Annotated in this window: 23 protein-coding genes and 1 riboswitch; of the genes, 10 read left to right on the top strand and 13 right to left on the bottom strand. The window is 64.3% G+C overall.

Translation table 11 applies throughout. From position 1 onward, the window contains the following. Positions 1-33: 33 nt before the first annotated feature. Positions 34-675, bottom strand: a complete 642-nt coding sequence (locus KLP42_RS11810) for a LysE family translocator (protein WP_215566928.1) — start codon at positions 673-675, stop codon at positions 34-36. A 104-nt stretch (positions 676-779) separates the two neighbouring features. Then, on the bottom strand, positions 780-1,697 hold the full coding sequence (locus KLP42_RS11815; RefSeq protein ID WP_215566930.1) for a polyprenyl synthetase family protein: 918 nt from the start codon (positions 1,695-1,697) through the stop codon (positions 780-782). A 230-nt stretch (positions 1,698-1,927) separates the two neighbouring features. On the opposite strand from KLP42_RS11815, the gene mtgA reads away from it, so the two are divergent. From mtgA to rpmF, 3 genes are all read left to right on the top strand, one after another. Further along, positions 1,928-2,590, top strand: coding sequence for a monofunctional biosynthetic peptidoglycan transglycosylase (gene mtgA / locus KLP42_RS11820; protein ID WP_252192942.1), 663 nt, complete (start codon positions 1,928-1,930; stop codon positions 2,588-2,590). Positions 2,591-2,665: 75 nt separating this feature from the next. Further along, positions 2,666-3,313: a glutathione S-transferase family protein gene (locus tag KLP42_RS11825; RefSeq protein WP_215566932.1), complete on the top strand. Its 648-nt coding sequence runs from the start codon at positions 2,666-2,668 to the stop codon at positions 3,311-3,313. A 152-nt stretch (positions 3,314-3,465) separates the two neighbouring features. Next, positions 3,466-3,651 (top strand): 50S ribosomal protein L32, encoded by a 186-nt coding sequence (gene rpmF / locus KLP42_RS11830; protein ID WP_092999643.1) that lies wholly within the window; start codon positions 3,466-3,468, stop codon positions 3,649-3,651. Between the two features lie 174 nt (positions 3,652-3,825). Here rpmF and phaR read toward each other — a convergent pair whose 3' ends face one another. After that, complete coding sequence (phaR, locus tag KLP42_RS11835) at positions 3,826-4,416, bottom strand: polyhydroxyalkanoate synthesis repressor PhaR (protein ID WP_215566934.1); 591 nt, start codon at positions 4,414-4,416, stop codon at positions 3,826-3,828. Positions 4,417-4,653: 237 nt separating this feature from the next. Here phaR and KLP42_RS11840 point away from each other — a divergent pair, with 237 nt between their 5' ends. Together KLP42_RS11840 and KLP42_RS11845 are read left to right on the top strand one after the other, a co-directional pair. Next, positions 4,654-5,835, top strand: coding sequence for an acetyl-CoA C-acetyltransferase (locus KLP42_RS11840; RefSeq protein WP_215566936.1), 1,182 nt, complete (start codon positions 4,654-4,656; stop codon positions 5,833-5,835). Between the two features lie 170 nt (positions 5,836-6,005). Further along, the gene (locus KLP42_RS11845) at positions 6,006-6,731 is read left to right on the top strand and encodes a beta-ketoacyl-ACP reductase (protein ID WP_215566938.1); all 726 of its coding nucleotides are present in this window, start codon (positions 6,006-6,008) and stop codon (positions 6,729-6,731) included. 139 nt (positions 6,732-6,870) lie between these two features. Here the strand turns inward: KLP42_RS11845 and KLP42_RS11850 are convergent, their stop codons facing one another. Together KLP42_RS11850 and KLP42_RS11855 are read right to left on the bottom strand one after the other, a co-directional pair. Beyond that, positions 6,871-7,125, bottom strand: coding sequence for a YMGG-like glycine zipper-containing protein (locus tag KLP42_RS11850; RefSeq protein ID WP_215566940.1), 255 nt, complete (start codon positions 7,123-7,125; stop codon positions 6,871-6,873). Between the two features lie 40 nt (positions 7,126-7,165). Beyond that, positions 7,166-7,321, bottom strand: coding sequence for a DUF3309 family protein (locus KLP42_RS11855; protein ID WP_215566942.1), 156 nt, complete (start codon positions 7,319-7,321; stop codon positions 7,166-7,168). Between the two features lie 620 nt (positions 7,322-7,941). Here KLP42_RS11855 and KLP42_RS11860 point away from each other — a divergent pair. From KLP42_RS11860 to KLP42_RS11880, 5 genes are all read left to right on the top strand, one after another. Beyond that, positions 7,942-11,046: a helicase-related protein gene (locus KLP42_RS11860; RefSeq protein WP_215567166.1), complete on the top strand. Its 3,105-nt coding sequence runs from the start codon at positions 7,942-7,944 to the stop codon at positions 11,044-11,046. Positions 11,047-11,049: 3 nt separating this feature from the next. Then, positions 11,050-11,385: an RNA-binding S4 domain-containing protein gene (locus KLP42_RS11865; protein WP_215566944.1), complete on the top strand. Its 336-nt coding sequence runs from the start codon at positions 11,050-11,052 to the stop codon at positions 11,383-11,385. 266 nt (positions 11,386-11,651) lie between these two features. Continuing rightward, entirely contained in the window at positions 11,652-11,990 is a 339-nt protein-coding gene (gene fdxA, locus KLP42_RS11870; RefSeq protein WP_215566946.1) for a ferredoxin FdxA, read from the top strand. A 366-nt stretch (positions 11,991-12,356) separates the two neighbouring features. Beyond that, positions 12,357-12,926, top strand: a complete 570-nt coding sequence (locus tag KLP42_RS11875) for a CarD family transcriptional regulator (protein WP_143126280.1) — start codon at positions 12,357-12,359, stop codon at positions 12,924-12,926. A gap of 297 nt (positions 12,927-13,223) precedes the next feature. Beyond that, entirely contained in the window at positions 13,224-14,087 is an 864-nt protein-coding gene (locus KLP42_RS11880) for an RNA polymerase factor sigma-32 (RefSeq protein ID WP_215566948.1), read from the top strand. A 4-nt stretch (positions 14,088-14,091) separates the two neighbouring features. Here KLP42_RS11880 and KLP42_RS11885 read toward each other — a convergent pair whose 3' ends face one another. The 8 genes from KLP42_RS11885 to KLP42_RS11920 form a co-directional block, all read right to left on the bottom strand. Further along, positions 14,092-15,636: a M48 family metalloprotease gene (locus tag KLP42_RS11885; RefSeq protein WP_215566950.1), complete on the bottom strand. Its 1,545-nt coding sequence runs from the start codon at positions 15,634-15,636 to the stop codon at positions 14,092-14,094. 208 nt (positions 15,637-15,844) lie between these two features. Then, complete coding sequence (locus KLP42_RS11890) at positions 15,845-16,573, bottom strand: thiamine ABC transporter ATP-binding protein (RefSeq protein ID WP_215566952.1); 729 nt, start codon at positions 16,571-16,573, stop codon at positions 15,845-15,847. Continuing rightward, positions 16,570-18,180, bottom strand: a complete 1,611-nt coding sequence (locus KLP42_RS11895) for a thiamine/thiamine pyrophosphate ABC transporter permease ThiP (RefSeq protein ID WP_215566954.1) — start codon at positions 18,178-18,180, stop codon at positions 16,570-16,572. Before KLP42_RS11895 ends, KLP42_RS11890 begins: the two co-directional genes overlap by 4 nt. Before the next feature lie 7 nt (positions 18,181-18,187). Next, the gene (gene thiB, locus KLP42_RS11900; RefSeq protein WP_215566956.1) at positions 18,188-19,213 is read right to left on the bottom strand and encodes a thiamine ABC transporter substrate binding subunit; all 1,026 of its coding nucleotides are present in this window, start codon (positions 19,211-19,213) and stop codon (positions 18,188-18,190) included. Between the two features lie 39 nt (positions 19,214-19,252). Then, positions 19,253-19,356: riboswitch (TPP riboswitch) on the bottom strand. Positions 19,357-19,439: 83 nt separating this feature from the next. Further along, the gene (locus KLP42_RS11905) at positions 19,440-19,892 is read right to left on the bottom strand and encodes a response regulator (RefSeq protein ID WP_215566957.1); all 453 of its coding nucleotides are present in this window, start codon (positions 19,890-19,892) and stop codon (positions 19,440-19,442) included. Positions 19,893-20,039: 147 nt separating this feature from the next. Further along, a complete protein-coding gene (locus KLP42_RS11910) occupies positions 20,040-21,866 on the bottom strand; it encodes an ABC-F family ATP-binding cassette domain-containing protein (RefSeq protein WP_215566958.1) in 1,827 nt (608 codons plus the stop codon). An 8-nt stretch (positions 21,867-21,874) separates the two neighbouring features. Next, on the bottom strand, positions 21,875-22,528 hold the full coding sequence (locus tag KLP42_RS11915) for a thiamine diphosphokinase (RefSeq protein WP_215566959.1): 654 nt from the start codon (positions 22,526-22,528) through the stop codon (positions 21,875-21,877). A 113-nt stretch (positions 22,529-22,641) separates the two neighbouring features. Beyond that, positions 22,642-22,779 (bottom strand): hypothetical protein, encoded by a 138-nt coding sequence (locus KLP42_RS11920; protein WP_215566960.1) that lies wholly within the window; start codon positions 22,777-22,779, stop codon positions 22,642-22,644. Between the last annotated feature and the right edge of the window lie 97 nt (positions 22,780-22,876).

Consider the following 22,876-nt stretch of genomic DNA (forward strand, 5'->3'; position numbering starts at 1 on the left):
GGCGTCGCGCAAGCGGCGCCTTTTTGGCGTGGATCAGAGGGCGCTGCTGATCATCTTGACGCCGGCCGTTCCGAAGACGAGCGCCATCAGCGCATCGAGCGGGCGGCGTGCACTCTGGTAGAGCTTTCCGGCGCGCGCCGTCGAGAATAGCAGTGCATGGCCGAGGAACACGGCAAGGCCCGTGAGAAGGCAGCCGGCGACGACAAGCGCCACGGAGCTGGCGGACGCGCCGTGAGGCAGGCCGACGGAAATGGTCGCCAGCCAGCCGAAGATTGATTTCGGGTTGGTCAGGTGGATGCCGTAGCCGGTCAGGAAGGTTTTCGACAAGGGCGTGTCCTTGCTGCGCTTGGCGAGGTCCGCAACGGATGTGCGGCGCAGCGCGCCGCGGCAGGCCTTGAAGCCGAGATAGAGCAGATAGAGACCGCCCAGAACCTTCAGAACCTGCAGCACCTCGCCATAGCGGGTCAGGATGGCGGACAGGCCAAGTGCCGCTGCCATGGCCCAGGTGAAGGAACCGGCGAAGATGCCGAGTGCGATCACGATGGCCGGCTTTCGGCCCTGGTTGATGGCGGTGCCGATGATGGCGATGTTGGCCGGGCCGGGGCTCACCACGGCAATCAGATAGATCAGGTAGGCCGCGGCGAGCTGCGGCAGATGCACGAGAAGGTCAGACATGGGCCTTGATCCGGTTGTTCTGCGGCCATCCTATCGGAAAATGCAGCCCCTTCACGCGCCAAGATGTGATCGGTGGCATCAGCCTGCGTGATCCATGCCGGCCATCAGCTCTTGCGGTTGGCAACGAAACGGGCTGTTTCGATCAGAATGGCGGCCTTGTCGCCATAAGGGTCGAGCAGCAGGATCGCCTCGCCGACCAGCGCGTCGAGGCGTGCCTCCGCCCAGTCGAGGCCGTGGCGGCCCACCAGCGTCGCCTTGCCGCGGCCTGCATCCTTGCCGGTCGCCTTGCCCATGGTCGCGGCATCGGCGGTGATGTCGAGCACGTCATCGGCGAGCTGGAAGGCAAGGCCGATGATCTCGCCGAAGCGACGCAGGCGCTGGCGATCGGCCGCCGGCGCGCCGGCGATGATGGCTCCGGCCTCGCAGGCAAAGCGCAGGAGCGCGCCCGTCTTCATCGCCTGCAGCATCACGATGCCCGCTTCGTCCGGTGCGTTCGTCTCGGCCGCCAGGTCGAGTGCCTGTCCGCCGGCCATGCCGCCAAGACCGGCGGCGCGTGACAGCGCCAGCACCAGCTGCACCTTTCGGTCGTCGGGAAGCGCCGTCTCCGCAGCAGCAATGATGTCGAAGGCATAGGTGAGCAGGCTGTCGCCGGCGAGAATGGCGGTGGCTTCGGAAAAGGCCTTGTGCACGGTCGGCTGGCCGCGGCGCAGGTCGTCGTCGTCCATGGCCGGCAGGTCGTCATGCACCAGCGAATAGCTGTGCAGGCATTCGAGCGCCGCACCGACGCGGGCGGCCGCCGCAGCCGGTCCGTCGAACAGCGCGGTTGCCTGCGCGACCAGGAAAGGGCGAAGCCGCTTGCCGCCGTTCAGCGTTCCGTGCCGCATGGCGGCCAGAAGTTCGGCCGGCCGGGCGATCTCGTCCGCCAGCGGCTCCGGTGCCAGAAGGGCAGAGAGCAGCGTTTCCGTCTCGCGGGCGGCCTGGTGCAGAAGGGTCTCGAAGGCGGTGGTGTCGATCGTCGTCATGGCGGTTCATTGGCATGCGCGCGCGAGGCTGGCAACGGCGTTTCACGCAAAACAGCCCGGCTTTTGCCGTTGCCAACTGGCCTTTGGCGCCATCAGCCGCTATGTACCGCAGGGAGAGACGAAAACGAGTGGAAAAGTTGGGCGTCATACCCGAACGGCAGTCCGAAATGGAGGAGCCTTTGCCAGCATCGGGGCCGAGATCGTGGCATGGCCGATCGCTGCCCGTGTGGATGAGGCGCACCCTTCTGGGGCTGGCGGGCCTGCTCGTGCTGCCTTACGCACTTGTTCTTCTCTATGCCCTGCCGTTCATCCATCCAGTCTCCACTCTCATGCTGGCCGATCTTGCCCGTTTCCAGGGCTATGACCGTCGCTGGGTGGGGTTTGATGCCATTGCCCCGGTGCTGGTGCAGTCGGTGATGATGTCCGAGGACGGGCAATTCTGCTTTCACGACGGGGTCGACTGGGTGCAGATGCGCGGCGTGGTCGAGGATGCGCTCGATGGCGAGGCAACGCGCGGGGCCAGCACCATTCCCATGCAGACATCAAAGAACCTGTTTCTCTGGAACGGCCGCTCCTTCCTGCGCAAGGCGCTGGAACTGCCGCTGGCCATGTGGGCCGATCTCGTCTGGTCCAAGCGGCGCATGATGGAAACCTATCTCAACGTGGCCGAATGGGGGCCGGGCATTTACGGCGTCGAGGCCGCGGCCCGGCATTATTTCGGCGTTCCGGCCGCGCAGCTCAGCCGCCGGCAGGCGGCGCTCCTGGCGGTGGCGCTGCCAAATCCCTTCACCCGCGTGGCCAGCAAGCCGGGTCGCGGCATGCAACGGCTCGCCAGCCTTGTGGAGCGCCGGGCCCGGGCCTCCGGCGAATACATCAGATGCCTTTATGACTGACAGCAGGATTTATCGTTGGTGAAGGTCCGGCGTTCGGCCTAGTCTCGCCACCGGGAAGCGCCGAAGGATCACGCCATGCACAGACTGACCCTCCACATTGCCAACAAGAACTATTCCTCCTGGTCGTTCCGCCCCTGGATCGCCATGAAGGCCGCCGGCATCAATTTCGACGAGGTGCTCATTCCCTTCGATGACGATGCCAGCAATCCGCTGTTCCACGAGATTTCGCCGACCGGCAAGGTGCCGGTGCTGCATCATGGGGATGTGCGGGTGTGGGAATCGCTGGCGATCATCGAATATGTGGCCGAGCTTTTCCCTGACGCCGGTCTGTGGCCGCAAGCGCTGCAGGATCGTGCCGTGGCCCGCGCCATCTCCATGGAAATGCTCTCGGGCTTTCGGGCGCTTCGTGGCGCCTGCCCGATGAACATGCGCCGGCCGAAGCGGCGGATCGAGGTCTCCGATGCGGTGCTGGCCGATGTTGCGCGCATCACCGAAATCTGGACCACCTGCTGCGCTCGCTCCGGCGGTCCCTTCCTGTTCGGTGCCTTCTCGGCGGCCGATGCCATGTTCGCGCCGGTCGTCAATCGTCTCGATGTCTATGATTTCGAGGTTGACACGCCGGTTGCGACCTATATGCAGGCGCTACAGGCGCACCCCGCCTGGATCGAATGGCGGGAGGCGGCGTTGAAGGAGACGTGGATCGTTCCGGCAGACGAGGCCTGATTCGCGCGCGGCCTTTAAAAAATCCGTGCGGGGACTGGTCAAATCCCCGTGGGGCATGTATAAGCCCCCGCAATTTCCGAGATCGAGGCAGGTCCTGTACGGTCGAACCCGGCCGCGGATTTCGCTTTGCACGCCTATTTGGAGTAACGAGAATGGCAGTACCGAAGAGAAAAGTGAGCCCGTCGAAGCGCGGTATGCGCCGCTCGGCTGACGCCCTGAAGACCCCGACCTATGTCGAAGACAAGAACTCCGGCGAACTGCGCCGTCCGCACCACATCGACCTGAAGACGGGCATGTATCGCGGTCGCCAGGTTCTGACGCCGAAGGAAAGCGCATAATCCCATCCGGGAGACTGCATCAGGAAGGCCGGCATTGACCGGCCTTTTTTGTTGCCTGCGATACCGTCTTGCGCCGGCGGCTGCCGCAGATTGCCGGCACGGCCATCAAGCGGGCATGAAAAAGGGCCGCATGATGGCGGCCCTCGACGCATTCCCTGCTTCTGCCGCCGGCCCTCAGGATCCGAGGCTGTCGAGCCGGGTCTGGAGGGCGCGCAACTGCTCCTTCAACTCGTCGAGATCCTTTGCGTCCGGGCTCTTCTTCGCCTCGCCGCCTGCCGGCTGACCCGGGGTGCCGAAGGGCGAGAACATCTGCATCGCCTGGCGGAACATGTCGGTGTTGCGGCGCACCTGCTCTTCCATCAGTTGCATCGGAACCTGCAGGTTCTTCGTCAGCGGCGTGTCGCCGAAGGCACGCGACATGTGCTCGCGCATCTGCGTCTGCTGGTCGGCAAAGGTCTTCATCGAATGCTCGAGGAAGGTCGGCACGACCATCTGCATCTGATCGCCGTAATAGGAAATCAGCTGGCGCAGGAAGGAGATGGGCAGCAATGTGTTGCCGGTCTTGGACTCCTGTTCGAAAATGATCTGCGTCAGCACGGAATGGGTGATGTCCTCGCCGCTCTTGGCGTCCTGCACCACGAAGTCCTCGCCCTTCTTGACCATCGTCGCCAGGTCTTCCAGCGTCACGTAGGTGCTGGTGCCCGTATTGTAGAGGCGGCGGTTGGCATATTTCTTTATGACCACTTCGCCATCCGTTTTCGCCATGATTGCCTCCTGATCCCGTCAATATGGTTAGGTGATGTTTCACTCCCTCTGCAACCTTATGCGCAAACAAGCCGGGCTGACAAATGAATTGTGCAATGCGGCAGTCTGCAAGCCCGTTCTGATACAATCGTCAGAGTTCTGACAAAGCTCAATAAATTGATAGCATTGCCCGTTTGACTTGGACCTGAACCTTTGTCAGTCTCTGGAACAACAACCAGGGACAATGAGGAGACGCCCATGACACAGCCCTCGATCGTAATTGCATCCGCCGCCCGAACCGCTGTCGGTTCGTTCAACGGCGCCTTCGGCAGCGTTGCCGCGCATGAGCTTGGTGCAACCGCGATCAAGGGCGTGCTGGAGCGCGCCGGCGTGGAGGCGGCAGAGGTGGACGAGGTGATCCTCGGTCAGGTGCTGCCGGCCGGTGAGGGGCAGAACCCGGCGCGCCAGGCAGCGATGAAGGCCGGCCTGCCGCAGGAGGCGACCGCCTGGGGCATCAACCAGCTCTGCGGTTCCGGCCTGCGCGCGGTGGCCCTCGGCATGCAGCAGATCGCGCTCGGCGATGCGAAGATCATCGTGGCCGGCGGCCAGGAATCCATGTCCATGGCGCCGCACTGCGCCCATCTTCGCAATGGCACCAAGATGGGTGACATGAAGATGATCGACACCATGATCAAGGATGGTCTGACCGACGCCTTCTACGGCTATCACATGGGGATTACCGCGGAAAACATCGCCCGCCAGTGGCAGTTGTCGCGCGACGAGCAGGACCAGTTCGCCGTCGCTTCGCAGAACAAGGCGGAAGCCGCCCAGAAGGCCGGGCGCTTCGCCGACGAAATCGTCCCCTTCGTGCTGAAGGGCCGCAAGGGCGACGTGACGATCGACAAGGACGAGTATATCCGCGAAGGGGCAACCCTCGACGGCATGGCCAAGCTGCGCCCGGCCTTCGACAAGGAAGGCACCGTGACGGCCGGCAATGCTTCCGGCATCAATGACGGCGCCGCCGCCGCCCTGCTGATGACCGAGGCCGAAGCTGCCCGCCGCGGCATCACGCCGCTGGTGCGCATCGTTTCCTGGGCCACTGCCGGCGTGGATCCGCAGATCATGGGCACGGGTCCGATCCCGGCCTCGCGCAAGGCGCTGGAAAAGGCAGGCTGGTCGGTCGGCGATCTCGATCTGGTCGAGGCCAACGAGGCCTTTGCCGCCCAGGCCTGCGCCGTCAACAAGGACATGGGCTGGGATCCGTCGATCGTCAACGTCAATGGCGGTGCGATCGCCATCGGCCATCCCATCGGTGCCTCCGGTGCACGCGTTCTCAACACGCTTGTGTTCGAGATGAAGCGTCGCGGTGCCAGGAAGGGCCTTGCCACGCTGTGCATCGGCGGCGGCATGGGCGTTGCCATGTGCTTCGAAGCCATGTGATTGCGCTTCAGACCCGGTGAGCACGGGACGCAGGGCGAAACCGTGCTCATCGCGGCTTTGAAAGGCAGACCTTACGGCGCGTTGCCCGAGGCCAATCGCTGCAGCGCGCTTTCATTTCATCCGACCACGCCAGAAGGGCCGGGCGTTTTATCCGTGAAGGGGAGTGCAGCATGACGAGAGTGGCATTGGTATCCGGTGGCACGCGCGGGATCGGCGCGGCTATTTCGGTGGGTCTGAAGGCGGCCGGCTACACGGTTGCCGCCAATTATGCGGGCAATGACGAGCGCGCCCGCGCTTTCCAGGAGGAGACAGGCATTGCCGTCTTCAAGTGGGACGTCTCTTCCTACGAGGCTTGCGTCGAAGGCATCGCGAAGGTGGAGGCCGCTGTCGGTCCCGTCGACATCCTGGTCAACAATGCCGGCATTACCCGCGACGCGATGTTTCACAAGATGACGCCGCAGCAGTGGAACGAGGTGATCAGCACCAACCTGACCGGCCTGTTCAACATGACGCATCCGGTCTGGGGCGGCATGCGCGATCGCGGCTTCGGCCGCATCATCAGCATTTCCTCGATCAATGGCCAGAAGGGCCAGATGGGCCAGGCCAATTATTCGGCCGCCAAGGCGGGCGATATCGGCTTCACCAAGGCGCTGGCCCAGGAGGGGGCGGCGAAGAACATCACCGTCAATGCGATTTGCCCCGGCTATATCGCCACAGAAATGGTGATGGCCGTGCCGGAAAAGGTCATGAACGAGCGCATCCTGCCGCAGATCCCCGTCGGCCGGCTCGGCCAGCCGGAGGAGATCGCCCGCTGCGTGGTGTTCCTCGCCTCTGACGATGCCGGCTTCATCACCGGCTCGACCATCACGGCCAATGGCGGCCAGTACTTCATGTGAGGCTTGCCAGATCTCTGATCCGCGAAGGGCGCCGGGGCTTCCGCTCCGGCGTCCTGCCATCTGCCTCGTGTCCGCTGCAGGTCTTGCTGCATGAAAAGCCGGGGCTGCGCACCGGCTTTTCCGCAGGCAAAGGAAAGGTTTATCGGCAACGTGCCTCATAGGTGCGGCCGTAGCGATCGCGGTAGACGCAGTAACCCTTGTGCTTCTGCGATTCGCCGATGGCAGCGCCGACCAGGCCGCCCGCGACGGCGCCGACGGCCGCGCCACCCCAGCTGTTGCTGATCGCGCCGCCCAGAACCGCGCCGGTGCCCGCGCCGATCGCCGTGCCCTTTTCCGTGGTGGTGCAGGATGCAAGCATGCCCATGACGGCGGCGACTGCCAGGATCTTTTTCATGTCCGTTTTCCTTCCCTGTGTCCGTGCGAATATTCGCAATCTAAATTCTGCCCATGAGCAGCAGGATGATCAAGATCAACAGGATCAGACCCAGGCCGCCGGATGGTCCATATCCCCAGCCGCGACTGTAGCCCCAGTTCGGCAGGGCGCCGATCAGCAGGAGGATGAGGATGATGAGGAGAACTGTTCCGAGCATGCGATGGTCTCCGCTGCGCAAATGCCTGTGATGGTGCGGCAAGAACGTGCTTCGATGTTTTTGGTTCCAGGGGCGTAAAAACCCCTGCGGTCCCCGTCATGCCAGCCGCTGCGGGGCCTCTGCGTCCTATCGCTTCGGGTGAACTGATCGCCTGTATACGTCATGTATCCAGCTCGTTCCTGCCAGTATTGATGCATGCGCCGGTGTGGCGGCGGACAATTCAACCGGGTTCAACGGGAAGGAGGGCAGGGGGATTGACTCACGCGATTCCCGGCAACGGGCAGACTCGGTGCGGATGGTGGCGAGGGCGGCTGCAATCGGGCGCCGTATTTCTTGATCTGGTGTGTGGATCGACTGTGAACACAATATATTGTCGTGAACAAATCCTGAATCTTCAGCGGTCAGCGATTCGTCGCTGATTCGTTCCCACCCTGTTCTGCCTCCACCTTTGTCTGCCCGCCGGGCATGGCTTTGCACGCGGGCGCCGACCAAAAAAACGGGACCTGCATCGCTTGCCGCTTGCCTTCCGGCGCGCGGGACGCCATGTGTGGCGCAATCTCGGCGCCGCGTGTGCCGGCAGCGCCACGAAAAGTGCGGATAGTGCCTTGAATTCCAACCCCATGATCTTGAGTGGTCGCGGCGTCACCGCGGTCCTCGGCCCGACCAACACCGGCAAGACGCATTTCGCCATCGAGCGGATGGTCGCGCACGGGTCCGGCGTGATCGGCCTGCCGCTTCGCCTTCTGGCGCGCGAGGTCTATACACGGGTGGTTGAGAAGGTCGGCCCCCAGCATGTGGCGCTGGTCACGGGCGAGGAAAAGATCTCGCCGCCTGGCGCGCGCTTTTCCGTCTGCACCGTGGAGGCCATGCCGCGCGAGACGAAGGCTGCCTTCGTCGCCATCGACGAGGTGCAGCTGGCCGGTGATCTGGAGCGCGGCCACATCTTCACCGACCGCATCCTGCATCTGCGCGGGCGCGAGGAAACGCTGCTTCTCGGCGCCGGCACCATGCGGCCCATTCTCGAAAAGCTGCTGCCCGGCATCACCGTGGTGGAACGTCCGCGTCTGTCGACGCTGTTTTATGCCGGCCAGAAGAAGATTACCCGCCTGCCGCAGCGCTCCGCCATCGTCGCCTTCTCGGCGGACGAGGTCTATGCGATTGCCGAGCTGATCCGCCGCCAGCGGGGCGGGGCGGCCGTTGTGCTGGGAGCCCTGAGCCCGCGCACCCGAAACGCGCAGGTGGGTCTCTACCAGGCTGGCGACGTGGAATATCTGGTGGCGACCGATGCGATCGGCATGGGCCTCAACCTTGATGTGGACCATGTGGCCTTCGCCCAGGACCGCAAGTTCGACGGCTACCAGTTCCGCAATCTCAATCCCGGCGAGCTCGGCCAGATCGCCGGCCGCGCGGGCCGTCACCTGAAGGATGGCACCTTCGGCGTGACCGGCCAGGTGCAGCCCTTCGACGATGAACTGGTGGAGCGCATCGAGGGCCATCATTTCGATCAGGTGAAGGTGCTGCAGTGGCGTTCCAAGGCGCTCGATTTCGCCTCGCTTCGCGACCTTCGCGCGAGTCTCGATGCGGCGCCGACCGTTGCGGGGCTGACGCGCGCGCTGCCGGCGACCGACAGTCAGGCACTGGATTATCTCTCCCGCTATCCGGAGGTTGTCGATCTGGCGACGACGCCCGAGCGGGTGGAAAAGCTGTGGGAGGCCTGCGCGCTTCCCGATTACCGGCGCATTACGCCGGCGCAGCATGCCGATCTGATCTCGACGCTGTTTTTCGATCTCGTGCGCCACGGCACGGTCAATGAGAGTTTCATGGCCGAGCAGGTGCAGCGCGCGGACCGTACCGACGGCGAAATCGATACGCTTTCTGCGCGTATCGCCCAAATTCGGACCTGGACCTATGTTTCCAACCGTCCAGGCTGGCTGGCGCATCCGACACACTGGCAAGAAAAGACGCGAGAAATCGAGGACAGGTTGTCGGACGCGCTACATGAAAGGTTGACGAAACGCTTTGTTGATCGCAGGACATCTGTGCTCATGAAGCGCCTGAGAGAGAATGCGATGCTGGAAGCTGAAATCAGTGTGAATGGGGATGTCTTCGTCGAGGGACACCACGTCGGTCAACTAGCCGGTTTCCGGTTTACGCCCGTCTCCGGGGGTGACGGCCCGGATGCGAAGGCCGTGCAGGTAGCGGCCCAGAAGGCGCTCGCACTGGAATTCGAGGCGCGCGCGGCGCGTCTCTATGCCTGCGGCAACAGCGATCTGGCGGTCGGTTCGGACGGTTTCGTCCGCTGGCTTGGCGATCCGGTGGCACGCCTCACGGCCAGTGATCACATCATGCATCCGCGCCTCATCCTGCTGGCCGACGAGCAGCTCACCGGCAATGCCCGAGATCATGTTGCCGCCCGCCTGGAGCGCTTCGTCAATCACCATGTCGCGACCGTGCTGAAGCCGCTCGACGACCTGTCGCGCGCCGAGGACCTGCAGGGGCTCGCCAAGGGTCTTGCTTTCCAGCTGGTCGAAAATCTCGGGGTGATGTTCCGTCGCGACGTCGCCGAAGAGGTGAAGACGCTGGATCAGGATGCGCGCGCCTCGCTGCGCCGCTACGGCATCCGCTTCGGCGCCTACCATATCTTCATGCCGGCGCTGCTGAAGCCCGCGCCGGCCGAACTCATCACGCTGCTCTGGGCGCTGAAGAATGACGGTCTCGACAAGCCGGGTTATGGCGATCTCATTCCCGCGCTTGCCGCTGGCCGCACCTCCGTCGTCACCGATCCGAGCTTCGAGCGCAGCTTCTACAAGCTGGCGGGCTTCCGCTATCTCGGCAAGCGCGCCGTGCGCGTCGACATCCTCGAGCGCCTGGCCGACCTGATCCGTCCGCTCCTGCAGTGGAAGCCGGGTTCGCCCGCGCGTCCGGAAGGCGCCTATGACGGCCGTCGCTTCATGACGACCACCGCCATGCTGTCGATCCTGGGCGCGACCCCGGACGACATGGAGGAAATCCTGAAGGGTCTCGGCTACCGTGCCGACCAGGTGAAGGCGGAGGAGGTTCAGGCCTTCCTCGCCAGCCAGCAGCCGGCCCCGGCCGCCGCCGACGCCGAAGAAGCTGCCGCCGCCGATCATGACGATGCCGATGCCGCTTCGGAAGAGGCACCCGCAGCGGCCGGCGAAGAGGCCGTCCCGGCTGTCGCCGAGGCTGCTGCCCCGTCTGCCGAGCCGGCGGAAGCTTCAGCCGAAGCCGTTGCCGCCGAGGAGCCGAAGCCGGTGCTGCTGTGGCGTCCGGGTGGCGGCCGCAGCGACAACCAGCGCCAGGGGCGCGGCCAGGGCGAGCGTCGCGGTCACGGTGGCCGTCAGGGCCAGCCGTCGGAAGCGCGCACCACCGAGGGCCGGACCGGCGAAGGTCGTGGCGGTGAGGCACGTGGCGGCGAAGGCCGTCGCGATCATCGTCGTGGCGACGAGCGCGGCGAACAGGGTGCCCGACCGAACCGCGAGGGTGGCCGTGGCGATCGCCGGCCGGAAGGCAAGGGGGACGGCAGGGGGGATCGTCCGCCGCGTGGCGACCGTCACGAGCGCGGCGATCGCCAGGATCGCAACGACCGCGGCAAGATGACGCAGCCGGCCCGCTTCGAGGCAAAGCCGCCGCGCAAGGAAAAGCCGGTGGATCCGGATTCGCCCTTCGCCAAGCTGGCTGCCCTCAAGGAGCAGATGAAGAAGTAGGCCATGACGGAAAAGCCACCGGGAGAGCAGCGTCAGCGCATCGACAAGTGGCTTTTCTTCACGCGCATCGCCAGATCCCGTGCGCTGGCGCAGGATCTGGTGGAGGCGGGCTTCGTCCGGCTGAACGGCCAGACGGTCCTGCAGTCCAGCCGCATGGTCCGGGTGGGCGATCGCATCGAGGTCCAGCTGGAGCGGCAGGACCGCATCCTTGTCGTCAGGGCGCCGGGCAGCCGGCGCGGGCCCTTCGAGGAGGCACGCCTTCTCTATGATGACCTGACGCCGCCGCAGCCGCCGCTCACCCCGTTCGAAAGGGCCCAGCGCCGGCCGGGATCCGGCTGAGCGGGATCTTGCGGCGACGATGGCGGCCTCTCGTTGCAGTCCTTGCCGAAGCCTGTCGGAAGATTGGAATAATCGACCTCTTTGGCCTGATCTGCAGGATTGTTTGTCCTTGCTAAGCCCGTGCAAAGCCATTAGTCACACAGGAAAAGCTGGGGTCTCGCACGCGCAGGACAGATGGCGTGTGCCCGGCCATCCCCGGCACAGCCCGGTCGGCAGGCGCCTCCCATCGCCGATGCTGACTTACCGTGATGTCACTGGAGTGCCTCATGACGTATGTCGTGACCGACAATTGTATCCGCTGCAAATATACGGACTGCGTTGAAGTCTGCCCGGTCGATTGCTTTTATGAAGGCGAGAACTTCCTGGTCATTCATCCGGACGAGTGCATCGATTGCGGCGTCTGCGAGCCCGAATGTCCCGCCGAGGCCATCAAGCCGGATACCGAGCCCGGCCTCGACAAGTGGCTGAAGCTGAACGCCGAGTTTGCGCAGATCTGGCCCAACATCACGGTGAAGCGTGATGCGATGCCGGAGGCCAAGGAAATGGATGGCGTCGAGGGCAAGTACGAGCAGTATTTTTCGCCGGAGCCCGGCAAGGGCGACTGATTCGCCTGACGCGCACAATTACGGTTTGCTTAACGATTGGGCACGGTCGCAAGCGTTGCGCCCGTGCACCTGCGAAAGCAAATTATTGATTTCTGCCCATATTTGTGGTAGACATCGGGAACTGTTCCACAAAGTGGCATTCGCGTGCCCTAAAAACATCACGAAAGCAGTACAGCACCCAACGCGGTTCCCGTGACATGGTCAGTTATTGGAAGTTGTCGTCGCCGCTTGCGGCTGGGTGTGGTTTTCGCGCGCGTTTAACCGGACCAGTATGGAGTCACCGACGGTTCCCCCGTCTCATCCGGGCCTGACTGACCCGGCCCCGGCCTGGAAGGTCGGGTGCGTAACAGGGAGTTTGTTAAACGAATGACGACCCAGCAGAAAAAATCTTCAGCGCGCCACGGTTTCAAGACAGGTGAAGCAATCGTCTATCCGGCGCATGGAGTTGGCACTATCACGGCCATTGAAGAACAGGAAGTGGCTGGCATGAAGCTCGAACTGTTCGTGATCGATTTCGAGAAGGACAAGATGCGCCTGAAGGTGCCGGTGGCCAAGGCCGTCAGCATCGGCATGCGCAAACTGTCGGAAACCGATTTCGTCGAGCGTGCCCTGAAGGTTGTCCAGGGCAAGGCCCGTGTGAAGCGCACCATGTGGTCGCGCCGCGCCCAGGAATATGATGCCAAGATCAATTCCGGCGACCTGATTTCCATCGCGGAAGTGGTGCGCGATCTCTATCGTGCGGAAAACCAGCCCGAGCAGTCCTATTCGGAGCGTCAGCTCTACGAAGCGGCGCTCGACCGCATGGCGCGCGAAATCGCCGCCGTCAACAAGATGTCTGAGACCGAGGCGGTTCGCCTGATCGAGACCAATCTTGCCAAGGGACCCAAGCGCAGCAAGGTTCTCGACGAGGAAGATTCGCACGAGGAAGCGGCCTGATCCGCATTCCCACCGCATGCTGATGAAAAAGCCCGGCGAGAGCCGGGTTTTTTATTGGAACTTTTTACGCGCCCCGACGTTAACCCGCCGGTACGGCGAAGAGTGGCTGCACAAGCGCCGCCTTCGATCGTGCCCGGCGGGAAGGTGAAATCCTTCCTCCCGTTTCAGTGAACGAGGGGAATGGAGAGTGATGTCACCCGGTTCAATCTGCCCGCGACGTGACCCCTTGGTCGGGAAGCGGCGGATGAGCCTGCGGCATGACGCTCCGTCTGGTCAACCAGCTTCATGGAGAGCGCGATGAATGCCATGTCCGCAGACCGTCATATGATCAAGATCGCCATGTCGGCGCCCTATCTGGCGCGCGAGGAGGAGCGTGATCTGGCCGTGCGGTGGAAAGATGACCAGGATCAGGATGCGCGCAACCAGATTGCGCTTGCCCATATGCGCCTCGTCATCGCCATGGCGTCCAAATTCCGCGGTTTCGGCCTGCCGATGAGCGACCTTGTACAGGAAGGCTATGTAGGGCTGCTGGAAGCGGCGGCAAGGTTCGAGCCTTCGCGTGATGTCCGTTTTTCCACCTATGCCAGCTGGTGGATCCGCGCCTCAATGCAGGACTATATCCTGCGCAACTGGTCGATCGTGCGCGGCGGCACCAGTTCCGCCCAGAAGGCGCTGTTCTTCAATCTGCGGCGCCTGCGCGCCAAGCTGGCCCGCAGCGGCAGCAACATGACCTCCCAGGCCATTCACGAGGAAATCGCTACCGCGCTCGGTGTCAGCCTTGCCGACGTGCAGACCATGGATGCCCGCCTTTCCAGCAATGATGCCTCGCTGCAGGCGCCGACCATTGCCGGCGATGCCGACAGCGGCGAGCGGCTGGACATGCTGGAAAGCGACGAGCCGCTGCCGGACGAGCAGGTCTCCGGCATGATCGACGGCGAACGCCGCCTGAAATGGCTGCAGGGCGCGCTGACCAAGCTCAATGAGCGCGAGAAGAAGATCATCCGCGCGCGTCGCCTGACCGATGACGGGGCGACGCTGGAGGCGCTCGGCGCCGAACTCGGCATTTCCAAGGAACGCGTACGCCAGATCGAGAGCCGTGCCATCGAGAAGCTGAAGTCCGCCCTGGTCAGCAACAATCCGCAGATGGCGGCGGCCTGCTGAGGGACTATTCGGAAATGATCTTGACCCGCTGACCGGGGCTGAGCGAGGCGCCGGTAGACAGCGCATTGATCAGCCGGAAGAGATCCAGCTTCCGGTCCGTCCCCATCATGCGGGCGGCCATGGTGGTCACGGTTTCGCCCGGCTGCACGGTCACTACCCTGACCCTCAGCGGCTTCAGCGAGGCGATTTCCTGCGGCGTCATGCGCCGAAAGGTCTGGCGCAGCGTGTTGGCGGTTGCCTCCAGCGCCGAGCTTCCCTTCGGAACGGCCGTCAGGAAGCGGAAGATCTGCTTGTCGAGCCGGATCACCGTCACGTCGAAATCCCAGCGCTCGGCCGAGGCGCGGGCGGTTGCCGCCGGCAGGCCGTTGATCGTGGTTTCCTGCACCGTATCCGGCAGAAGCCCTGCAACCCAGCCACTGGTCAGGTAGTTGGAAAGGCTTGCGGTATCGCCCGCCTGCACGCCGTCGAAACGGATTGCCGTCTCGTCCGGCCCCGTGGCCAGCACCGCTTCCGCCTTGTTGTCGATGCGGAAGCCTTCCGGCACGTCGAAGCGGATGCCGAGACCGGCATGCAGGAAGGTGTCGTTGCGCACATAGCCTTCCTCCGGGCTGTCGCCATACAGAAGTCCGTCGATGCCCGTCAGGTAGTAGTCGCGGCCCTTGTCGCCCACGGTCCCTTCCTGGCCGAAGGCGCGCGCATGCTGGCGGGCGAGTTCCACCCGCTGCGGGGCGCTCGGATGGCTGGACAGGAAGTCGAGGCTCTGGTCCGTCTCCGGATCGACTGCGGAGAAGCGGGCATAGGCGGCCATGGAATCGAGGAAGCGGGCGGCGGCGAAGGGGTCGTAACCCGCCTCGCCCAGCATGCGCACGCCGATCACGTCGGCCTGCAGTTCCTGCTGGCGCGAGAAGGCGGCAAGCCGCAGCTTGCCGCGGGCAAGCGCCTGCTTGCCGGCCAGATCGCTGGACAGCACCTCGGCCACCACCCGGCTGGCAATCACCTCGGCCTCCTCGCGCTTCTGCCGCTCGATGCCGTGATTGGCCGTCACATGCGCCATTTCGTGGCTAAGCACGGCGGCCACTTCCGAGGCATCGTTGGCAAGTGCCAACAGTCCGCGTGTCACGTAGAGATAGCCGCCGGGCAGTGCGAAGGCGTTGATTGCCGGAGAATTGAGAATGGTGATGCGGTAGGACTGGTTCGGGTTTTCCGAAACGGCGGTCAGGGCGCCGGCAATCCGGGCGACCAGCCGCTCTGTCTTGGCATCGTGATATTCGCCGCCATAACTTGCCACGATGCGCGGATGCTCGCGCGCGCCCATCTGGGCACGCGGATCGTTTTTCTGCACCTCGTCGACGATCTGCGGGCTGGTGGAGGGCTTGACGCCGGATTCATAGGTCTGGTCGATCACCGACTGACAGCCGGAAAGCAGTGCCGTGGCGGCCAGCGCCAGCGCGGTCAGCCGGCGTTTGCGCGCCTGTCGGCGACGGCCAGTGTCACGCGCCCGATCCGTGGTGTCATCCGCGATGTCGATCCGTTCACTCGGAAAAGTCATTCGTCCAAACCCGCCATCCGGCGCATTCCCCGGCCCGATTCCTGCCGAGCCCGTCCTGCCTTTGCTGCGGATGGCTGATCTGCCCGTCGGCGCAGTTGTGTTCCGTCTCCAGATAGAACGCAAGCGCATACAGACAATCGTCCCGCCCTCTTTCGCATTGCGGCATGCCATCGCTGCACGTCCAAAATGTGGCGGATTGGTTGACGCTTTATGACGATGCCACAAATTTGCTGATCTCCGGATGTGCTGTTTGCGCACAGAAGGCCTGTTTGTCGCCCTGAAACAGGATCCTGCCTTCCTCCAGATAGATCACGTCGTCGGCAAGCCGGATCACTTCGCCGGGGTCGTGGGTGACGAGCACGATGCTGGCACCCGTTTCCCGGTGCAGCTCCGCAAGAAGCGCGGCCATTGCTTGCCGCAGTGCGGGATCAAGCGCGGCGAAGGGTTCATCGAGCAGCAGCAGGGGCTGCCGGCGAACCAGCGCGCGTGCGAAGGCTGCCCGCTGCCGCTCGCCGCCGGACAGTGTGCCGGGCCTGCGTCTTTCATAGCCGGCAAGTCCCACCCGCCGCAGGGCCGCCGAAATGCGCTCCCGGTCGGGGCCGCTGAGTTTCAGGGAGGGGTGCACGCCAAGGCCGATATTGGTGAAGAGGTCGAGATGCGCAAACAGGTTGTTGTCCTGAAACACCAGTGAGAGGGGACGCGCACCGGGAGGATGCCCTGTCACATCCGCCCCTGCCAGCCGCACCCGGCCGGCATCCGGCGTCTCGAATCCGGCAATCAGGTTGAGAAGCGTCGATTTCCCGGAGCCGGACGGACCGGTAACGGCGGTGATCCGCCCGGTCGCGATGCGGCAATCGAAGGAAAAGCAGGCCTTGCCGAGCGTAAGGCGAACGCCCTCCAGTTCGACGGCCGGCGTGGCGGGGGGCGGCAGGCTCATGGCTCTCTCCTGTGGCCGGCGGTGCCAAGCGCCGTCAGCGCCAGGCAGAGAAGCCCGAGCAGCAGCGCCAGCCCGTCGGCATCCTGCGTCCGGTAGCTGCCAAGCCGGCTATAGACCAGCCAGGGCAGGGTGACGAGATCCTGCGAGCCGAACAGCGCCACGGCGCCGAGATCGCCGAGCGACAGTGCCATGGCAAAGGACAGCGCCATCAGCAGCGGCCGCGTCAGCACCGGCGCATCGATCAGCCGCAAACGGGCAAGCCCGGTGATCTTGAGGCTCGCCGCAAGCCGGCCGGTGCGAAGGCGGTGGCTTTCGAAGGCCGGCGCCAGCACCCGCATGACGAAGGGCAGCGCCATCAGCATGTTGATGGCGGCGATCAGCAGCGGGGCCGCCCGCGTCACATCCGCATGCGGCCGCACCAGCAGGAACCAGCCCGTGCCGAGCACCACCGGGGGCACCAGAAGCACCAGCGAGGAGACTGCCGACAGCAGCCTGCCGAAGGCCGCAAGCAGGCGCGACGGATGGCGGCGGTCGGCAATCGCGGCCTGCGCCGCCAGAATGCCGCAGGCCAGCAGCAATGCCAGAAGGCCGGCGGCAAGCGCAATGGCAAGGCTCGTGAAGAGGGCCTGATGAAAGGCAGGCAGCGCAACGAGCCGCAGCAGATCTGCCCTGAGGCCCGCCATGACGACTGAGCCGAGCGGCAGCAAGAGAAACAGCGTGGCGAGCAGGATGACAAGCGCATCGGCCAGCCGGCCGGCCGGCCCCTGACCGTCGAAACGGCGCGGCGCCCGGCCTTCGCCACGGCTGGCTTCCGCCGGCGGCAGGCGGCTCAGCAAGGTCAGCACCAGCCCGGTCAGGGCGATCTGCAGCAGGGAAAGGGCAATGGCGCGGGCGGGATCGAAATCGAAGCGCAGCGACTGGTAGATCGCCACTTCCAGCGTGGTGGCGGCCGGGCCGCCGCCCAGCACCAGCACCAGGGTGAAGCTCGTGGCGCAGAGCATGAAGATCAGTCCCGCCGCACCCGGCAGAACCCTTGCCAGTGCCGGCAGTTCCACATGACGCAACAGCGAGAGGCGCCCCAGCCCGAGGCTTGCGGCCAGCCGCCAGTCCTCCGCCGGCAGACGCTCCAGCCCGGCCAGCATCAGCCGGCAGGCGAGCGGCAGATTGAAGAAGACATGCGCAAGCAGGATGCCCGACAGACCGTAGATATTGACCGGCTGGTCGACGCCGACCATTGCCAGCAGCCGGTTGACGAGGCCCTGCCGCCCGAAGATGCCGATCAGCCCGAGCGCGCCGATCAGCACCGGCAGGCCCATCGGAACAGCCATCAGCCGGATGATCCAGATGCGACCGACAAAGGCGGAGCGCCGGGCAAGCGCAAGCGCTACCGGCAGTGCCAGCACAACCGACAGAAACGTGGAGAGTGCCGCCTGCAGCAGGGTGAAGCGCAGCAGGTTCAACGTATAGGCATCAAACAGGGGGGCGGCCGGCGAGGCCGGCGCGAGGCCGAGGAGGGCGCCGGTCGGGAGCCCCACCAGGACGCCGATGACCGCAAGGCTTGCCCCGCCCGCCGCCAGTCCGCGTCGCACCTGACCGGCACTCAGCATGTGCGCCTCAGTTCATGCTCATGGCGCCGAGCCATTCGCGAATCCAGGCCTGGCGGTTCTTCGCCACGTCTTCCGGGCTCATCAGGAAGGTCTTCGAGGGCGACACCAGCTTGCCGAAGGCCTCCGGCAGCGGTTCGGCGGTCGCCGCCGCCGGCATCATCCAGTTGGTGGTCGGGATGATCGACTGGAACTGCGGCGACAGCGTGAAGGACAGGAACTGCTGGGCCAACGCCTTGTGTTTCGTGGCCTTCAGCATGCCGGACACTTCGATCTGGATGTAGTGGCCTTCCTCGAAGCGGGCCGCCTGGTAGCGGTCGGTCTTCTCCTCCATCATGTGATAGGCGGGCGAAGTGACATAGGAAAACACCATCGGCGCCTCGCCCTTGGTGAACAGGCCATAGGCTTCCGACCAGCCGGGGGTGACCGTCAGGATGCGGTTGCGCAGCTTGGCCCAGGCCTCCGGCGCCTTGTCGCCGTAGACGGAGCGGATCCACAGAAGCAGACCGAGGCCGGGCGTCGAGGTGCGCGGGTCCTCGATGGCAATCTTCTGAGAGGGATCGCCCTCGACGAGGTCCTTCAGGCTCTTCGGCGGCGTCTTGATCACCTCGGTATCGTAGACGACGGCGAAATGGCCGTAATCATAGGGTACGAAGACCGGATCGGAGAACCCGCCCGGAACCCTGGCGGCGGCGGTATCGATGCCGTGTTCGGCAAACAGGCCGGTGTCCTTGGCCTCCTGCACGAGATTGGTATCGAGACCGAGTGCCACATCCGCATCGGAGGAGGCGCCCTCCAGCTTGAGCCGGGTCAGAAGCGCCACGCCGTCGGCCACGGAGACGAAGTCCAGCGTGCAGTCGCAGGTCTGTTCGAAGGCGGCCTTCACCTTCGGGCCGGGGCCCCAGTCCGCGGTGAAGCTCTCATAGGTGTAGACGGTCAGTACCGGCTTGTCTGCGGCCGCAGCCGGCAGCGTAAGAGACAGGGCGGCCAGTGCCGCCGGAACAAACGCCAGAACAACAGAATGGGTCTTGCGCATCAGCGCCTCCTTGGTTCGATGACACGGGGAATAGGCGCTGGACAGGAGCCGTCTAATCCCTCCGCCGGTGTTAACCGGATCAGGTTCCGCGGGTTGGCTGCAAAGCCTCTCAGCCGCGCAAGGCGGCACCCCGTTAGAGCAGGCGAAGATGTAACGAGGGCCGAGCCGCTTGGCAAGCGGTCACGGCCATCGGCCGGTCTGATGTCAGGAAGCAGCGGTCCCCGGTTCAGCCGCCCGTGGCCGCGAAGATCCGCAATTCGCGTGGCACGGCGGCAAGGCCGCCAAGCCGGCTGGCAATGGCATAGCCCATCGACTGCTCAACGACATGCGGCATCACCGGCTTGCTCAGCACGCCGAGCGTCCGGCCGGTGTCGCCCTTAAGCTGTTCCGGATTGGCGGTCATGAAGATCACCGTGACGCCGAAGCGTTGCGACAGGTCCCTGCCGATCGACGGTCCCGTCGCGCCGTCCGACAGATTGACATCCACCAGGGCGATGTCCGCAAGCGGCGCAAGGCTGAGGGCATGGTCGCGGCTGCTGGCAAAGCCGCTGACGGTGAGCCCCATGGTTTCGATCGTATCGGCAAGATCAAGCGCGATGAGAAACTCGTCCTCGACGATCAGCACTCTCTGTTTCATGGCTGCGGTGTCCAGCCGACGACGCATTACATGTGTCGACATGGGAATCCCCTCTGTTGACTGCTCTCCGGACCTGTGACCTGTTGCGGTCTCCGGCTGCCGATCGAACGGGTTCAGGGGATAATTGTTCCGCTGCGTGACGCTGTTTGCGAAAGGTAACACTTCGTTAAGCTTTTGAAATGCTTGGGTTCAACCTTCCAGTTCTTCCCGCAGCATCTCGAGTTCCAGCCATTCCTCTTCCATTTTTGCAAGCTTTTCCCGCAGCTTCTCCATCTCCGCGGCAATACGGTTGAAGGTGGCGGGATCCTTGGCGAAGAGGTTGGGATCGGCCATCTTCGCCTCGCGTGCGGCAATGTCCGCCTCTGCCTTTTCCATCTCCTTCGGCAGGTTCTCGAGCGCGAACTTCTGCTTGTAGGAAAGCTTGCCCTTTGCCTTCGGCGCTTCCGATGTGCCGCCGGACAGGGCGGCGGCGCTCTCCGCCTTCGCCTTCTCCGCGCGGCGCTTCTCCTCCAGCGCGCCCTTGCGCTGCGCCATCATGTCCGTATAGCCGCCGGCATATTCGATCCAGCGCCCATCCGGCGCCTCGGGGCTTGCGGGGGCGATGGTGGAGGTCACGGTGCGGTCGAGGAAATCGCGGTCGTGGCTGACGAGGATGACGGTGCCGTTATAGCCGGCGACGATCTCCTGCAGCAGGTCGAGCGTCTCGATGTCGAGATCGTTGGTCGGCTCGTCGAGGATCAGCAGGTTGGACGGCTTCGCCATGATCCGCGCCAGAATCAGGCGGGCGCGCTCGCCGCCGGAGAGGTTCTTGATCGGCGTGCGCATCTGTTCCGGCTGGAACAGGAAATCCTTCATGTAGCCGGCCACATGGCGCTGCTCGCCATTGACCAGCAGGCTCTCGCCGCGGCCATCGGTCAGGTAGTGGCTGAGCGTGTCTTCCGGATCGAGGTCCTCGCGCTTCTGGTCGAGCGTGGCGATTTCCAGATTGGTGCCGAGCTTGATGCTGCCGCTGTCGGGTTCCAGCTGGCCGGTCAACATTTTCAGAAGCGTCGTCTTGCCGGCACCATTCGGACCGACAAGGCCGATGCGATCGCCGCGATGCACGCGGATCGAGAAGGGCGCCACGATCTGCCGCTCGGCATAACGCTTGGTGATCGCTTCCGCCTCGATCACCAGCTTGCCGCTTTCCTTGCCTTCCGTCACCGAGGCCTGGATGGTGCCCTGCGGGCCGCGATGGCCGCGATACTGGGCGCGCAGGCTCTGCAGGTTGCCGAGGCGGCGCATGTTGCGCTTGCGCCGTGCGGTCACGCCGTAACGCAGCCAGTGTTCCTCGCGTTCGATCTGCTTGCCGAGCTTGTGCTGCTCGATTTCTTCTTCCTCGAGGATACGGTCGCGCCATTCCTCGAAATGGGCAAAGCCCTGGTCGAGACGGCGCGACAGGCCGCGATCCAGCCAGACGGTGGCGGTGGAGACCTTTTCGAGAAAACGGCGGTCGTGCGAGATGAGAACGATGGCGCTGCGGGTCTTCTGCAACTCGCCTTCCAGCCATTCGATGGTCGGAAGGTCGAGATGGTTGGTCGGCTCGTCCAGCATCAGGATGTCGGGTTCCGGCGCCATCACACGGGCAAGGGCCGCGCGGCGCGCCTCGCCGCCAGAAAGCTGGCGAGGGTCTTCCTGGCCGGTCAGACCCAGATGTTCGAGCAGATAGGTGACGCGGTAGGGATCGTCGCTTGGGCCCAGCCCCGCCTCGCAATAGGCCTGCACGGTGGAAAAATCTGCAAAGTCCGGCGCCTGTTCCAGGTAGCGGATGGTGGCGGAGGGGTGGCGGAAGACGGCGCCGGACTGCGCCTCGACCATGCCGGCGGCGATCTTCATCAGCGTCGATTTGCCCGAGCCGTTGCGCCCGACAAGGCAGATCCGGTCCCCCGGCTCCACCTGAAGATTGGCGCCGGCCAGAAGCGGGGTGCCGCCGAAGCTCAGCCGGATGTCGTCAAGCTTGAGAATGGGAGGGGCCATGGTGTGCGTCAAGCTCCGGTGAAATCATCGGGACGGGCGATCAGAAGGGCGCGCCCCTGCTTGAGGGACAGCGAAATTGCGCCCTCGGCAATGTTGGATATGGTGCGTGAGGAGCCGAATGTCAGCGAAAAATCCTGGAGCGGATAGCGGACATTGGCAATGGACAGGCCTTCGAGCGCCGAAAAGCCGAGCACGGAGAACAGCGAGCCCCTGGGCAGTTCCAGTTCCATCTGATCGCCGCCGATCAGTGGATAGGCCTCCTCTTCGCCGGATGTCAGCACCACCTCGAAACCGTCCTCGGCCAGGCTTATGCCGTGCAGATAGTGCTGCAGGGCGTGGTCCGAGCGCTCGCCGCTCAAGGCACCGATGAGGATCAGGCGGGTCGCGCCGCGGGCAATGGCTTCCGCCACGGCGATTTCTCCATCCGTTGCCGCCTTGCTGGCCGGGTAACGGTGCCGCTCGACCCGCGACCATTCCGCGGCAAGCGCCGCATCGGTCGAATCGAAATCGCCGACCCACAGTTCCGGGGAAAGGCCGAGCAGGCTTGCATGGCGGATGCCGTTGTCGGCGGCGATCACCCGGCTGCCGGCAATCAGCGCGCTCAGGCGCGCGGTTCGCTTCAGATGGCCGCCGAGAAGGATGGTGAAGGATGAGGTGTTCATGCACCTGCCCTTAGCGCATCTTCCGGCAAAAGCAAAAGGCCGAAGCGAGGACGGCAAACAGCAAAAGCCGTGAACCGCGACGGATCGCGGTTCACGATACCTCGTCGCTGGTCCTAGCGCTTCTTGGGACCGGCTGCGTCGGCGTTCTTGATCTGGGTGGTGAAGCTGGTCACCGGAGCGGTTGAAGGCTTTGCCTTGTCCTTCTTCGGCTTGCGGGCTTCACGGTTGGAGCGGACTTGACCCTTGGCCATGGTGTTTTCCCTTTCTGGTTCCACTCGCGCAGCCCGAGGCTCTCGCGGCGGACAATGATGTGTGGTGTGGTTCAGGCGGCAGGTCGATGGTTGTCGT

Source organism: Rhizobium sp. CSW-27, assembly GCF_018760785.1.
GTDB lineage: Bacteria > Pseudomonadota > Alphaproteobacteria > Rhizobiales > Rhizobiaceae > Neorhizobium.

Excerpts from the sequence above, each read along its gene's own strand:
- KLP42_RS11810 (WP_215566928.1), bottom strand. The coding sequence starts at position 675 with ATGTCTGACCTTCTCGTGCATCTGCCGCAGCTCGCCGCGGCCTACCTG.
- KLP42_RS11815 (WP_215566930.1), bottom strand. The coding sequence starts at position 1,697 with ATGACGACGATCGACACCACCGCCTTCGAGACCCTTCTGCACCAGGCC.
- mtgA (WP_252192942.1), top strand. The coding sequence starts at position 1,928 with ATGAGGCGCACCCTTCTGGGGCTGGCGGGCCTGCTCGTGCTGCCTTAC.
- KLP42_RS11825 (WP_215566932.1), top strand. The coding sequence starts at position 2,666 with ATGCACAGACTGACCCTCCACATTGCCAACAAGAACTATTCCTCCTGG.
- rpmF (WP_092999643.1), top strand. The coding sequence starts at position 3,466 with ATGGCAGTACCGAAGAGAAAAGTGAGCCCGTCGAAGCGCGGTATGCGC.
- phaR (WP_215566934.1), bottom strand. The coding sequence starts at position 4,416 with ATGGCGAAAACGGATGGCGAAGTGGTCATAAAGAAATATGCCAACCGC.
- KLP42_RS11840 (WP_215566936.1), top strand. The coding sequence starts at position 4,654 with ATGACACAGCCCTCGATCGTAATTGCATCCGCCGCCCGAACCGCTGTC.
- KLP42_RS11845 (WP_215566938.1), top strand. The coding sequence starts at position 6,006 with ATGACGAGAGTGGCATTGGTATCCGGTGGCACGCGCGGGATCGGCGCG.
- KLP42_RS11850 (WP_215566940.1), bottom strand. The coding sequence starts at position 7,125 with ATGAAAAAGATCCTGGCAGTCGCCGCCGTCATGGGCATGCTTGCATCC.
- KLP42_RS11855 (WP_215566942.1), bottom strand. The coding sequence starts at position 7,321 with ATGCTCGGAACAGTTCTCCTCATCATCCTCATCCTCCTGCTGATCGGC.
- KLP42_RS11860 (WP_215567166.1), top strand. The coding sequence starts at position 7,942 with ATGATCTTGAGTGGTCGCGGCGTCACCGCGGTCCTCGGCCCGACCAAC.
- KLP42_RS11865 (WP_215566944.1), top strand. The coding sequence starts at position 11,050 with ATGACGGAAAAGCCACCGGGAGAGCAGCGTCAGCGCATCGACAAGTGG.
- fdxA (WP_215566946.1), top strand. The coding sequence starts at position 11,652 with ATGACGTATGTCGTGACCGACAATTGTATCCGCTGCAAATATACGGAC.
- KLP42_RS11875 (WP_143126280.1), top strand. The coding sequence starts at position 12,357 with ATGACGACCCAGCAGAAAAAATCTTCAGCGCGCCACGGTTTCAAGACA.
- KLP42_RS11880 (WP_215566948.1), top strand. The coding sequence starts at position 13,224 with ATGAATGCCATGTCCGCAGACCGTCATATGATCAAGATCGCCATGTCG.
- KLP42_RS11885 (WP_215566950.1), bottom strand. The coding sequence starts at position 15,636 with ATGACTTTTCCGAGTGAACGGATCGACATCGCGGATGACACCACGGAT.
- KLP42_RS11890 (WP_215566952.1), bottom strand. The coding sequence starts at position 16,573 with ATGAGCCTGCCGCCCCCCGCCACGCCGGCCGTCGAACTGGAGGGCGTT.
- KLP42_RS11895 (WP_215566954.1), bottom strand. The coding sequence starts at position 18,180 with ATGCTGAGTGCCGGTCAGGTGCGACGCGGACTGGCGGCGGGCGGGGCA.
- thiB (WP_215566956.1), bottom strand. The coding sequence starts at position 19,213 with ATGCGCAAGACCCATTCTGTTGTTCTGGCGTTTGTTCCGGCGGCACTG.
- KLP42_RS11905 (WP_215566957.1), bottom strand. The coding sequence starts at position 19,892 with ATGTCGACACATGTAATGCGTCGTCGGCTGGACACCGCAGCCATGAAA.
- KLP42_RS11910 (WP_215566958.1), bottom strand. The coding sequence starts at position 21,866 with ATGGCCCCTCCCATTCTCAAGCTTGACGACATCCGGCTGAGCTTCGGC.
- KLP42_RS11915 (WP_215566959.1), bottom strand. The coding sequence starts at position 22,528 with ATGAACACCTCATCCTTCACCATCCTTCTCGGCGGCCATCTGAAGCGA.
- KLP42_RS11920 (WP_215566960.1), bottom strand. The coding sequence starts at position 22,779 with ATGGCCAAGGGTCAAGTCCGCTCCAACCGTGAAGCCCGCAAGCCGAAG.